Here is a 12,689-nt window from a genome sequence, read left to right on the forward strand (position 1 = left end):
TGGAAACAAGAGCCCCGCGACATGTTGCGTGAACGTAACAGGACTCAAGGGCGAGTCAGCGATTCGGCCGCGATTCGTTCTAGACTCGTTCCGAAGCTTAAGGGCACAGGGAAAAGCGTCGCAAAGTGAGACAGTTGCGCGAGGTTTGGGGAGAGCGCTCCCACATAGGCGGTGTGCCCCTCACCCTGAGGAGGCCGTGCCAGCGGCCGTCTCGAAGGGCGAGGGGCCTGGCTTGTTCCGGTTTGGCATCAGCCGGGCCTTCATCCTTCGAGACGCGCTGACGCGCTCCTCAGGATGAGGGTCGGCAGAACGGCACTGACATTCGCCCTATCAGCCATTACCTAATCAATCAGACATGGCCTTTTCTTCCTCCCCCTTCGCTTCCGAGCGCGCGCCCGGCGCCGGCGTCACCGCGGTGCTCGGGCCGACCAACACCGGCAAGACCCATCTCGCCATCGAACGGATGCTCGCGCATTCCTCGGGCATGATCGGGCTGCCGCTGCGGCTGCTGGCGCGCGAGGTCTACAACAAGATCGCAGCCAGGGTCGGCAGCGACGCCGTCGCGCTTGTGACGGGCGAGGAGAAGATCAAGCCGAAGAGCCCGCGCTATTGGGTCTCGACGGTCGAGGCGATGCCGCGCGACCTCGACGTTTCCTTCCTCGCCGTCGACGAGATCCAGATCGCCTCTGACCTGGAACGCGGCCACGTCTTCACCGACCGCATCCTCAACCGCCGCGGCCGCGACGAGACGCTGCTGCTGGGCGCGGCGACGATGCGCCCGATCATCGAGCGGCTGCTGCCCGGCGTCTCCATGATCACCCGGCCGCGGCTGTCGCAGCTGGAATTCGCCGGCGACCGCAAGATCACGCGCCAGCCGCGCCGGACTGCGATTGTCGCCTTCTCCGCCGACGAGGTCTACGCCATCGCCGAGCTGATCAAGCGCCAGCATGGCGGCGCCGCCGTGGTGCTGGGATCGCTGTCGCCGCGCACGCGCAATGCGCAGGTGGAGATGTTCCAGAACGGCGAGGTCGACTATCTCGTCGCCACCGACGCCGTCGGCATGGGCCTCAATCTCGACGTCGACCACGTCGCCTTCGCCTCCGACCGCAAATTCGACGGCTACCAGTTCCGCAGGCTCACGCCGGCCGAATTCGCGCAGGTCGCGGGCCGCGCCGGCCGCGCCACGCGCAACGGCACCTTCGGCACCACGGGCCGCTGTGGCCCGTTCGAGCCCGAGCTGGTGAACGCGCTCCAGAACCACATCTTCGACCCCGTCAAGATGCTCCAGTGGCGCAATTCGAAGCTAGATTTCTCCTCCCTCGGCGCCCTCCAGGTGTCGCTGAACCTCGCCCCCGGCCACGAGGCGCTGACGCGGGCACCGATCGCGGAAGACATGCGCGTGCTCGACCATGCCGCCCGCGACGTCGAGGTGCGCGATATCGCGCATGGCAAGGCGGCCGTGGAGCGTCTCTGGGAGGCCTGCCAGGTCCCGGACTACCGGAAACTGTCGCCGGCGGCCCATGCCGAGCTGGTGACGACGCTCTACGGCTTCCTGATGCAGAAGGGATGCATCCCCGATTCCTGGTTTGCGGCCCAGATCGACCAGGCTGACCGCGTCGACGGCGATATCGACACGTTGTCGGCCCGGATCGCGCAGATCCGCACCTGGACCTTCGTCGCCAACCGCCCGGACTGGCTGAAAGACCCCGAACGCTGGCAGGGGATCGCCCGCGAGGTCGAAAATAAATTATCGGATGCGCTCCATGAACGCTTGACTGAGCGTTTCGTTGATCGCCGGACCAGTGTATTGATGCGCCGCCTGCGGGAGAACACGAGCTTGAATACGGAAATCGGCAAGACCGGCGAAGTCATCGTCGAAGGCCATGTCATCGGCCGCCTCGATGGCTTCACCTTTGCACCGGATGCGGCGGAAGCCGGCTCCGATGCGAAAGCCTTGCAGGCTGCCGCGCAAGCGGTTCTCGCCGGCGAGATTAACGCGCGTGCCGAAAAGCTGGGCAATGCGCCGGACGATCAGTTCGTGCTGACGTCCGACGGCACCATCCGCTGGACCGGCGATGCGGTCGCGCGGCTGACCGCGGCAGAGGAGGCGCTGCATCCGCGCATCCGCATCATCTCCGACGAACGCCTCACGGGAGCTCCACGTGAGAAGGTGCAGGCGCGGCTCGACCTCTGGCTCAAGACGCATATCGAAAAGCTGCTCGGGCCGATGTTCGAGCTGTCGAAGGCCGAGGACGTCACGGGCATCGCCCGCGGCATCGCCTACCAGCTGGTCGAGGCGCTCGGCGTGCTCGAGCGTCCCAAGATCGCCAACGAGCTGAAGGATCTCGACCAGCCCTCGCGCGCCGTCTTGCGCAAATACGGCGTCCGCTTTGGCGCCTATCACATCTATTTCCCCGGCATTCTGAAGCCCGCCGCGCGTGCGCTGGCCGCGCTTCTCTGGGCGCTGAAGCAGGACAATGTCGATCTGTCGGCGCTGTCGGGCGCACAGCATCTGGCGAGTTCGGGCCGCACCTCGTTCCCGGTCGACAAGCAGCTGCCGCGCGATGCCTATCGCGTGCTCGGCTACAAGCAGGCCGGTGAGCGCGCCGTGCGCGTCGACATTCTGGAACGCCTCGCCGATCTGATCCGCCCGGCGCTGGCCTGGCGCGAGAATTCACCCGGCGAAAAGCCCGCCGGCGCGTTTGACGGCCGCAGCTTCGTGGTGACGCAGGCGATGACCTCGCTCACCGGCTCCGCTGGCGAGGATTTTGCCTCGGTGCTGCGCGCGCTCGGCTATCGCATGGACAAGCGCCCGCCGCTGCCGGCGAAGCCGGTGGCTGCTGTTGCCGAGACGCCGGTGGCTGAAGCCAGCGCTGAGGCTTCCGCCGAGACGCCCGCGACCGAGGAAGCCGCAGTCGCTGCGGACGCCGCGATTGAAGCCGCTGCCGAACCGGTGACCGTCGAAGACGCGCCCGGCATGGAGCAGCACGACGAGCCCGCGCAAGAAGAGCCAGCGCTCGAAGCCTCGCCTGAAGCGCCCGTCACGCCGGAAGATGCCCCCGGCATCGCGCCGCCGGCGGAAGAGGCTGCTGCGCCCGCAGAGGCTGCCGCTGAAGCCGCTCCCGCTGAGACCGCCGCAACGGAAGCTGCTGCATCGACCGATGCCGCCGCGCCTGCAGACGCTGCCGCTGCACCCGCCGAGCCCGAGCTGATCGAAGTCTGGCGTCCCGCCGGCCGCCACGAGGATCGCAAGCCGCGCCACGAGCGTCATCGCCACCAGCGCCACAACAACCAGCGTCCGCAGGCCGGCGCTGAGGCAGGCGCCGCGCCCGCCGAGGGCGAAGCGGCGCAGGCCGCCGACGGCGAGAAGCGCGGTGAGCGCCATCGTCATGGCGGCGGTCATCGTCGCGATGGCGGCAGAGACTTCCGCAAGCCGCGCGAAGGTGGTGCTGAAGGCGCGCCGCGTCCCGAAGGGCGCGACGACCGGAATCGCAGTTTCCAGGGCAAGGACCGCGACAACAAGGGCAAGTTCGGCGGCGATCGTGACAAGGGCCGCGACAATCGTGGCCGCGACCGCGACAAGGGGCGCGACCGCCAGGGCGGTCCGTCGCTGCGTCCCTACGCCTCGAGCGCAAATCCGCGCGAGCGCGATCGTCCGGCCGATCCGAACTCGCCGTTCGCAAAACTCGCCGCTCTGAAGGAACAACTCGCCGGTCGCAAGGAGTAATCCCACGACCGAGCGGCAGCGCCTCGACAAATGGCTGTGGCACGCGCGCGTGGTGAAGGCGCGCACCTCCGCGGCTGAGCTGGTCGAGTCAGGTCACGTCCGCATCAACGGCTCGCGCGAGAAATCGCCAGGCCACGCGATCAAGATTGGCGACGTGATCACCGTCGCGCTCGATCGCACCGTGCGCGTCCTGAAGGTGACTGCGTTCAACGAGAAGCGCGGCGACGCAGCCTCGGCGCGTGTGCTCTACGAAGAGCTGAGTGAAGCAAAGCGCAATTAATTGCGCTTTGAATTCATTTCTTGGTCGATCAAACACATAAAGCCATCATGATCGGGGTTTCCCGACCTTGCAGCGCCGGGCCATCCGCGCTACGCAAGCCGCGACTTTTAAAAGAGCTTTTCGGAGCGTTGGATGACTTACGTCGTCACTGAAGCCTGCATCAAGTGCAAGTACACCGACTGCGTCGAGGTCTGCCCGGTCGACTGTTTCTACGAGGGCGACAACATGCTCGTCATCCATCCTGACGAGTGCATCGACTGCGGCGTGTGCGAGCCGGAATGCCCTGCCGACGCTATCAAGCCGGACACGGAACCGGGCCTTGAAAAGTGGCTCCAGGTCAACGCCGACTACGCCAAGACCTGGCCGAACATCACCCAGAAGAAAGAATCACCCGACGACGCGAAGGAATTCGACGGGGTGGAAGGCAAGTTCGAGAAGTATTTTTCTCCGAACCCCGGCTCCGGAGACTAAATTCCGGCGCAAACTTAACCCTAATACCTTCGTCAGCACCGAAAACCAGCCCTCAAGACCCCTAAATCATTGATTTTTGCGGGAAATGTGCTATATTGGGCACATTAAGCTGAACCCCCCGTCAGCCCAGTTGGCCCCGCGGGGTTCCCGTGAAACCAAATGTCGAACAGGGGCGTGGCAGTTTCCGCGCGCAGGCTGTGTCACAGAAAACGCGTAAAAAGAGTACTTCAGCGAGGGCTTCCCATAAGGAGGCCAAAAAAGTCGCCACGGCCAGCCGTAGCGCATCCAAGGGTCGGGCCGCTACCAAGGCGCCGCCGGCTGCAAAGTCCTCGAAGAACAAAAGAAGCGCAATGCCTAACAAGACTGCGAAACCGGCCGCGAAAGCGACCGTTGCCAAGCCTGCTGCTGCCAAGGCCCCCGCTCCCAAGCCCGTTGCTCCGAAGGCTCCTGCTGCTGCCGCCCCCGCCAAGACCCCCGTTGCTGCTGCCAAGCCGGCGGTGAAAGCCGCTGCACCCGCGCCGAAGGTCGAGGAAAAGAAGGTCGTGACCCAGCGCCAGGGCTTCAAGGCCAATGAATTCGTCGTCTATCCAGCTCACGGTGTCGGCCAGATCCTGGCCATCGAGGAGCAGGAGATCGCCGGTGCGAAGCTCGAGCTGTTTGTCATCAACTTCATCAAGGACAAGATGACGCTGCGCGTTCCGACCGCGAAGGTCGCTAACGTCGGCATGCGCAAATTGTCCGAGCCCGCGCTGGTGAAGAAGGCGCTCGAGACCCTCAAGGGCCGCGCTCGCGTCAAGCGCACCATGTGGTCGCGCCGCGCCCAGGAATACGAAGCGAAGATCAACTCGGGCGACATCGTCGCGATCGCGGAAGTCGTGCGCGACCTCTATCGCTCCGAGTCGCAACCCGAGCAGTCCTACTCTGAACGCCAGCTCTATGAAGCGGCGCTCGATCGTCTGTCCCGCGAGATCGCGGTGGTGCAGCACTCGACCGAGACGGAAGCGGTCAAGGAGATCGAGGCCCAGCTCGCCAAGAGCCCGCGGCGCACCGGCGCCAAGTCCGAAGCCGCCGAAGGCGAGGCGGATGCCGAGGGCGACACCGACGAGACCGATGGCGACGGCACCACGGTTGCCGACGAGGCCGCGTAAGCGTCTCGCGTCGATCGCAACAGATCAAAAGCCCGGCCGGTTGGCCGGGCTTTTTGTTGGAAGTTCGCCGGGAGGGCTACTTCACCGGCCTCTTCTCGAGCTTCCTTGCCAGCGTACGGCGATGCATCCCCAGCCGCCTCGCCGCTTCCGAGATGTTGAAATCCGTCTCGATCAGCGTCTGGTGGATGCGCTCCCATTCCAGCGTCTTGATCGAGGTCGGCCGCACGTCCAGTGCGACGTCGGCGTTGCCTTCGGCCTTATTGAAGGCCGCTTCGATGTCGTCGGTGTTGGAGGGCTTTGCGAGATAATGGCAGGCGCCGAGCTTGATCGCCTCGACGGCGGTCGAGATGCTGGCGAACCCCGTCAGCACCACGATCAGCATGTCCTCATCATGGGTGTGCAGCAGCTCGACGCAGGCAAGGCCAGAGGCGCCGCCGAGCTTGAGGTCGACCACGGCATAGCCAAAGGATCTGCCCTCCAGGACTTTCCGGACCTCCTCGATCGAGGCGGCGAGCACAACCTCGTAGCCGCGGCGCTCGAACGAGCGCTTGAGCGTGCGCGCAAAACCTTCATCGTCCTCGACGACGATGAGCGAACGGTCAGACGTCAAAGCTACCTCCGATCGCCAGCGTTGCGAGCGGCAGCGTCAGGCGCACTGTGGCGCCGCGTTTCCTGTGGTTCTCGGCCGTCACGCTGCCCCCTAACTTGCGCACCACGTTCACCACCAGGAACAGGCCGAGCCCGCCACCGGCGCGGCCCTTGCTCGACTGATAAGGCTTTCCGAGCTGCGCCAGCATTTCCGTTGCGAAGCCCTGGCCGCGGTCGCTGATCGAGAGCACCAGATTGTCGCCCTCGCGCTCGGCGAGCAGCTCTACCCACTCGCGCGAGACCTCATAGGCGTTGTCGAGCACGTTGAAAATCACCTGCTTCAGCGCGATGTCCGAGACGATCGCGACGTCCTCGCCGAAGGTGTTGACGAAATAGAGCGTCCGCGCCGAGCGCGCGTTGCGCCACTCTTCGACCAGCGCGGTGACGAAGGCCGTCACCGTCGTCGGCGACGATCCCTCGCCGCGCGCTTCGCCTGCAGACACCAGAATGCCCGTCACGATGGTCTTGCAGCGCTGCAGCGAGGTTTCCATCTCGGTGAGGTCCTCCGCGAGTTCCTGATCGGCGGCGAGATCCGGCATGCGGCGCCAGTCGCCGAGGATGACGGAAAGCGAGGCGAGCGGCGTGCCGAGCTCATGCGCCGCGCCGGAGGCGAGCAGGCCCATGCGGACGATGTGATCCTGCTCGGCGGCGTGTTGGCGCAATGCCGCCAGATGCGCGTCACGCTCGCGCAAATTCCTGTTGATGCGGGTGACGAACACGACCAGCAGCACGGCGTTGAGGATGAAGCCCAGCAGCATGCCGGTGACGGTGAGCGTATAGGTTTCGTTCAGTGGATTTGGCGGCAGGTCGAGCGGTCGGTAGTCCATCGTCAGCCACACGAAGCTCGCGCAGCTCAGCGCCACCAGCGACCAGGTCGAGCGGGCATCGAGCAGCACCGCGCCGAGCGTGACCTGAAGAAGGAACAGCGACGTGAAGGGATTGGTGGCGCCGCCGCTGAGATAAAGCTGCGCGGTAAGCGCCGCGACGTCCAGCATCAGCGCGACCAGCAGCTCATTGTTGGTGATCGCGGCGCGATGGCGCACCCAGACCAGGCTCGAGACATTGAGCAACACCAGCGCGCCGATCACCGCGCTCATGCGGGTCCGCGGCAGGGGAATGCCGAGCCAGAAATGCACGCCGCCGATGGTCACGATCTGGCCAACCACCGCGGTCCAGCGCAGCTGGATCAGCAGCGCCATGTTCTTTCGGTTGGTCTCGCCGTCGGTCGGTGCAGCGCCGATCAACTCGCCGCGCGCGTCCGCCTGCGATTGCAGCGTGACCGCCAGCTCGCCGTAAGTGTTCCCGTCGTCAGGTCGGTTCGACGATCGTTCCAGCATCTGATCCCGTCCTGCGGGCGGAGGCATTCGAGCCGCCGGTCGGTTCGTGGACGAAGCGCTTGCGACGGAACAGCCCGCCGCCGAATCTGACAAAAAGCTTGCCGGCCAGCATGAAAGCCAGGGCAAACCACGTCAGTGCGTAGATCAGGTGGTTATTGGGAAAGCGGACCACGGTCAATCCGCCGATGGGACCGTTGCCGGATTGTGATCCGGCATCGGCATCGACGAAGAAGGGCGCGACGTTTTGAAGATCGCGCGCGGCCGCGATCGCGGCGACATCCCGCGAATACCAGCGGTTGTGCTGGGGTACGTTGTTCCTGAGGAATCCACCCTTCGGCTCGGTGATGCGCAAGAGGCCGGTGATCTCGACCTGGCCGTTCGGATTGCCGTCCTGGCGCGTCGATGCGTCGCGCCGCTCGGACGGCACGAAGCCGCGGTTGACCAGGAGTGCCGTGCCGTCGCTGCGCGCAAGCGGTGTCAGCACCCAATAGCCCGGGCCTTCCTCGGTGACAGCCTGAACCAGTGTCTCGCGGTCATGCTCGAAGCGGCCGGTGACGCTGACATGCCGGTATTCGTCGTTTGCGGCGGTGATCGCCGGCCATGAAGCCCGCACGGGGATTGGTTGCGCCGGGGCGTGGACGCGTTGCTCGACGCGATCGATCAGCGCAAGTTTCCAGGCGCGGCGCTCGACCTGCCAGACGCCGAGGGCCATCAGAACAACGAAGGCAGTGAGCAAGAGAACCGTGAGCCACAGGTGCGGACGCGCAGCCCTTGCGGGCTCGCGCGTTTCGTTGTCCTCGGGTCTCACGAGATCGCTCACTTCATTCCCGTCATCTCGTGGATCGGCATCATGTTGCTGTTGAGATGGTTCATCACCCACAGCGAACCGGACAGCGCGATCGCCACCATGACGATGGTGAAGATCAGCGCCATCATGCTCCAGCCGTTCTCGGATTTCGGGCTCATGTGCAGGAAGTAGATCATGTGCACGACGATCTGGACGACGGCAAAGGCCATGATGACCAGCGCGGTGATCTGCTTGTTCGGCAGCGTGCCGCTCATCACTAGCCAGAACGGGATCGCGGTCAGCACCACCGAGAGCACGAAGCCGAGCATGTAGGTCGAGAACGTGCCGTGAGCGTGGCCGTCACCGTGGTGATGATCGTCTGCGTGGGCGGCACGGGTGTCGGTGTTCATCGCAGAACTCCCAGGAGATAGACGAAGGTGAAGACGCCGATCCAGACCACGTCGAGGAAGTGCCAGAACATCGACAGGCACATCAGGCGACGGCGGTTGGCCTCGATCAGGCCGAAACGCCAGACCTGCACCATCAGGGTCACCAGCCAGATCAGGCCGCAGGAGACGTGCAGGCCGTGGGTGCCGACCAGGGTGAAGAAGGCGGACAGGAAGGCGCTGCGCTGGGGCGTGGCGCCTTCATGGATCATGTGGCCGAACTCGGTAAGCTCGATGCCGATGAAGGCGGCGCCGAACAGGCCTGTGATCAATAGCCACATCTGCGTCTGGCCGATCTTGTTCTGCTGCATCGTCAGCATCGCAAAACCGTAGGTGATCGACGACAGCAGCAGCATCGAGGTGTTCACCGCGACCAGCGACAGGTCGAACAAATCCTTCGGCGCGGGTCCGGCGGCGTAATTGGCGCCGAGCACACCGAAGGTAGCGAACAGGATCGCAAAGATGAGACAGTCGCTCATCAGGTAGATCCAGAAGCCAAGCGAGGTGCTGTAGCCTTCCGGATGCGGATGTTCGTCGGCGAGGTAGAAGATCGGCTCGCCGGATTGGGTGGGATTGATAGCGACAGTCATTTACTTGGCTCCGGCGAGCAGTTTGGTGCGCGTGTCCTCGGCCCGAACGACATCGTCGGCCGGAATGTCGAAGTCGCGGTGATAGTTGAAGGTGTGACCGATCCCGATGGCGAGCATCGCGATGAAGCTCGCAGCCGCCAGCCACCAGATGTACCAAATCAGGCCGAATCCCATCGCGGTGGCGAAGCCGGCGAGGATGATGCCGGTGCCGGTGCTGCGGGGCATGTGGATCGGCTTGAACCCTGTGAGCGGACGCTGGTAGCCGCGCCTCTTCATGTCCCACCACGCGTCATTGTCGTGAACGACGGGGGTGAATGCGAAGTTGTAGTCCGGCGGGGGCGAGGACGTCGCCCATTCCAGCGTGCGCGCGTCCCAGGGATCGCCGGTGACGTCCTTGAGCTGCTCGCGCTTGAGGAAGCTGACCGCGAACTGCATCAGCATGCACATGATGCCGAGCAAGACGAGGCCGGCGCCGATCGCGGCGATGACGAACCAGATCTGCAAGGAAGGATCGTCGAACACGCGCAAGCGGCGAGTCACGCCCATCAGGCCCAGCACATAGAGCGGCATGAAGGCCATGTAGAAGCCGGTGACCCAAAACCAGAACGACAGCTTGCCCCAGAACGGATCGAGCTTGAAGCCGAACGCCTTCGGGAACCAGTAGTTGATGCCGGCGAACGCGCCGAACACCACGCCGCCGATGATCACGTTGTGGAAATGCGCGATCAGGAACAGGCTGTTGTGCAATACGAAGTCGGCCGGCGGCACCGCGAGCAGCACGCCGGTCATGCCACCGAGCACGAAGGTCAGCATGAAGGCGATCGTCCACAGCATCGGCAGCTCGTAGCGGATGCGGCCGCGATACATCGTGAACAGCCAGTTGAACATCTTCGCGCCCGTCGGGATCGAGATGATCATCGTGGTGATGCCGAAGAACGAGTTGACGCTGGCGCCCGAACCCATCGTGAAGAAGTGGTGCAGCCAGACCAGGTACGACAGGATGGTGATGACCACCGTGGCGTAGACCATCGAGGTGTAGCCGAACAGGCGCTTGCCGGAGAAGGTCGAGGTCACTTCCGAGAAGATGCCGAAGGCGGGGAGAACCAGGATGTAGACCTCGGGATGGCCCCAGATCCAGATCAGGTTCACGTACATCATCGGGCTGCCACCGAAATCGTTCGTGAAAAAGTTGGTGCCGACATAGCGGTCGAGCGTGAGCAGCGCGAGCACGACGGTCAGAACGGGAAAGGAGGCGACGATCAGGACGTTGGTGCAGAGCGAGGTCCAGGTGAAGACCGGCATCCGCATCATGGTCATGCCGGGGCAGCGCAGCTTGACGATGGTGCAGATCAGGTTGATGCCGGACAACGTGGTTCCGACGCCGGCGACCTGCAATCCCCATATGTAATAGTCGACACCGACGTCAGGACTGTAGCCGATGTTGGACAGCGGCGGATAAGCCAGCCATCCGGTGCGAGCGAATTCACCGATGAACAGCGAAGCCATCACCAGCACCGCGCCGCCGACCGTCATCCAGAAGCTGAAATTGTTCAGGAACGGGAACGACACGTCACGCGCGCCAATCTGCAGCGGCACCACGAAGTTCATCAGGCCCGTGACCAGCGGCATCGCCACGAAGAAAATCATGATCACGCCGTGGGCGGTGAAGACCTGGTCGTAGTGATGGGCAGGAAGGAAACCTTCGGAGCCGCCGAACGCGAGCGCCTGTTGTGCGCGCATCATGAGGGCATCGGCGAAGCCGCGCAGCAGCATCACGACGCCGAGGATCATGTACATGACGCCGATGCGCTTGTGATCCACGCTGGTGAACCACTCGCGCCACAGATAGCCCCAGAGACGGAAATAGGTCAGGCCGGCGAACAGCGTGATGCCGCCGAGCGCGACCACCGCAAAGGTGCCGACGAGGATCGGTTCGTGCAGCGGCAGCGAATCGATGCTGAGACGGCCGAAGATGAGCTTGAGGAGATCAGGAGACATGCGAGCTCTCTTTAGGAGTCTGACTTCAGGAATCTGACTTGGGACGTTGTCCGAGGAAGAAGGACGACGAGGACTTCATCGGCGCGAGGGTCGGCCGCTTCAGGCCGGCGCCGATCAGCGGCGCGGCGTCGAGGGGCGCCTTGATCGCGGCCGTGGTCTGGCCCTGCGGCGCATCGGGTGTGCAGGTGCCGGCGACGAAGGTCGGCTCGGGACCGAACGCGGTGCCGCGGCGGGCGTACTTGTCGTAGGCCAGCGGCAGGGTGTTGTTCAGGCCTTCACGGCCGAGACCGCCCTTGGCGTCGATCGCCATCATCTCGCTCTGGCACATCTTGCCGGTCTCGACGCACATGTTGAGGATCCGGCGGTAGAGATCGGAATCGACCGTGCCGTAGCGGCGTACCGGCTCGTTCTCGCTTGGCTTCTCGAGCTGGAGATATTCGGCGCGGCCAAGCGAGCCGCCGGCGGACTTGGCCTGCGCGATCCAGGCGTCAAAGCCCTTGTCGTCGAGGCCCTGGAAGTTGAAGTGCATACCGGAAAAGCCGGCGCCGCTGTAGTTCGCCGAGAAGCCCCGGTAGGTGCCCGTGTGGTTGATCACGGCGTGAAGCGACGTCTCCATGCCGGGCATCGCGTAGATCTGTCCGGCAAGCGCGGGGATGTAGAAGGAATTCATCACCGAAGACGAGGTGATGTGGAAATTGATCGGGCGATCGACCGGCGCGGCGAGCTCGTTGACGGTAGCGATGCCGTAGTCGGGGTAGATGAAGAGCCATTTCCAGTCGAGTGCGACGACGTCGACCTCGAGCGGGGCCTTGGCCTGGTCCACCGCGCGCTCCGCATGGATGCGGCCGATGTTGCGATAGGGATCGAGCAGATGCGTGCCCATCCAGGTCAGCGCGCCGAGGCAGACGATGATCAGAAGCGGCGCCGACCAGATCACCAGCTCAAGGCTGGTCGAGTGGTCCCAGTCCGGCTCGTAGCGGGCGGACGTGTTGGACTGGCGGTAGCGCCAGGCGAACAGCACCGTCAGCGCCATCACCGGGACGACGATCAGGAGCATCAGGACGGTGGAGATGATGACGAGGTCGCGTTGCTGCGCTGCGATATCACCAGCTGGCGCCAGCACGACGTAGTTGCAGCCGCTGAGTGCAACTGCCAGGGGTAGCAGCGCCAGGATCTTGAGACGGGACACGGGCCGAGCCTTATGAGAATGAGTTTCCTTTGCGGGGCCAATGGGTAGCTGCGGCGCAGCAATCCGGA

Annotated in this window: 10 protein-coding genes and 1 pseudogene; 4 read left to right on the plus strand and 7 right to left on the minus strand. The window is 64.3% G+C overall.

Annotated features, from left to right (window positions below; genetic code table 11):
• Window positions 1-355 precede the first annotated feature (355 nt).
• From ABIA96_RS23270 to ABIA96_RS23285, 4 genes and pseudogenes are all read left to right on the plus strand, one after another.
• Window positions 356-3,727 (plus strand): helicase-related protein, encoded by a 3,372-nt coding sequence (locus ABIA96_RS23270; RefSeq protein ID WP_354139383.1) that lies wholly within the window; start codon window positions 356-358, stop codon window positions 3,725-3,727.
• Window positions 3,728-3,737: 10 nt separating this feature from the next.
• A pseudogene (locus tag ABIA96_RS23275) lies at window positions 3,738-4,007 on the plus strand (RNA-binding S4 domain-containing protein); the annotation flags it as partial.
• Between the two features lie 132 nt (window positions 4,008-4,139).
• A complete protein-coding gene (gene fdxA / locus ABIA96_RS23280) occupies window positions 4,140-4,478 on the plus strand; it encodes a ferredoxin FdxA (protein ID WP_354139384.1) in 339 nt (112 codons plus the stop codon).
• Window positions 4,479-4,828: 350 nt separating this feature from the next.
• Entirely contained in the window at window positions 4,829-5,626 is a 798-nt protein-coding gene (locus ABIA96_RS23285) for a CarD family transcriptional regulator (RefSeq protein WP_354139385.1), read from the plus strand.
• A gap of 76 nt (window positions 5,627-5,702) precedes the next feature.
• On the opposite strand, the gene ABIA96_RS23290 is transcribed toward ABIA96_RS23285, so the two are convergent.
• The 7 genes from ABIA96_RS23290 to cyoA are packed head-to-tail and all read right to left on the minus strand — an operon-like array spanning window position 5,703 to window position 12,621.
• The gene (locus tag ABIA96_RS23290; protein ID WP_354139386.1) at window positions 5,703-6,236 is read right to left on the minus strand and encodes a response regulator transcription factor; all 534 of its coding nucleotides are present in this window, start codon (window positions 6,234-6,236) and stop codon (window positions 5,703-5,705) included.
• A complete protein-coding gene (locus ABIA96_RS23295; RefSeq protein ID WP_354139387.1) occupies window positions 6,226-7,611 on the minus strand; it encodes an ATP-binding protein in 1,386 nt (461 codons plus the stop codon). The genes ABIA96_RS23290 and ABIA96_RS23295 overlap by 11 nt, the downstream gene beginning before the upstream one ends.
• On the minus strand, window positions 7,583-8,431 hold the full coding sequence (locus tag ABIA96_RS23300; protein ID WP_354139388.1) for an SURF1 family protein: 849 nt from the start codon (window positions 8,429-8,431) through the stop codon (window positions 7,583-7,585). The genes ABIA96_RS23295 and ABIA96_RS23300 overlap by 29 nt, the downstream gene beginning before the upstream one ends.
• On the minus strand, window positions 8,428-8,808 hold the full coding sequence (gene cyoD, locus ABIA96_RS23305; RefSeq protein WP_354139389.1) for a cytochrome o ubiquinol oxidase subunit IV: 381 nt from the start codon (window positions 8,806-8,808) through the stop codon (window positions 8,428-8,430). The genes ABIA96_RS23300 and cyoD overlap by 4 nt, the downstream gene beginning before the upstream one ends.
• On the minus strand, window positions 8,805-9,434 hold the full coding sequence (cyoC, locus tag ABIA96_RS23310; protein WP_354139390.1) for a cytochrome o ubiquinol oxidase subunit III: 630 nt from the start codon (window positions 9,432-9,434) through the stop codon (window positions 8,805-8,807). The genes cyoD and cyoC overlap by 4 nt, the downstream gene beginning before the upstream one ends.
• Entirely contained in the window at window positions 9,435-11,432 is a 1,998-nt protein-coding gene (gene cyoB, locus ABIA96_RS23315; RefSeq protein WP_354139391.1) for a cytochrome o ubiquinol oxidase subunit I, read from the minus strand.
• A 25-nt stretch (window positions 11,433-11,457) separates the two neighbouring features.
• Window positions 11,458-12,621 (minus strand): ubiquinol oxidase subunit II, encoded by a 1,164-nt coding sequence (gene cyoA / locus ABIA96_RS23320; RefSeq protein WP_354139392.1) that lies wholly within the window; start codon window positions 12,619-12,621, stop codon window positions 11,458-11,460.
• Between the last annotated feature and the right edge of the window lie 68 nt (window positions 12,622-12,689).

The sequence above is a fragment of the Bradyrhizobium sp. LB11.1 genome (assembly GCF_040549385.1).
GTDB lineage: Bacteria > Pseudomonadota > Alphaproteobacteria > Rhizobiales > Xanthobacteraceae > Bradyrhizobium.

Excerpts from the sequence above, each read along its gene's own strand:
- ABIA96_RS23270 (WP_354139383.1), top strand. The coding sequence starts at position 356 with ATGGCCTTTTCTTCCTCCCCCTTCGCTTCCGAGCGCGCGCCCGGCGCC.
- fdxA (WP_354139384.1), top strand. The coding sequence starts at position 4,140 with ATGACTTACGTCGTCACTGAAGCCTGCATCAAGTGCAAGTACACCGAC.
- ABIA96_RS23285 (WP_354139385.1), top strand. The coding sequence starts at position 4,829 with ATGCCTAACAAGACTGCGAAACCGGCCGCGAAAGCGACCGTTGCCAAG.
- ABIA96_RS23295 (WP_354139387.1), bottom strand. The coding sequence starts at position 7,611 with ATGCTGGAACGATCGTCGAACCGACCTGACGACGGGAACACTTACGGC.
- cyoD (WP_354139389.1), bottom strand. The coding sequence starts at position 8,808 with ATGAACACCGACACCCGTGCCGCCCACGCAGACGATCATCACCACGGT.
- cyoC (WP_354139390.1), bottom strand. The coding sequence starts at position 9,434 with ATGACTGTCGCTATCAATCCCACCCAATCCGGCGAGCCGATCTTCTAC.
- cyoB (WP_354139391.1), bottom strand. The coding sequence starts at position 11,432 with ATGTCTCCTGATCTCCTCAAGCTCATCTTCGGCCGTCTCAGCATCGAT.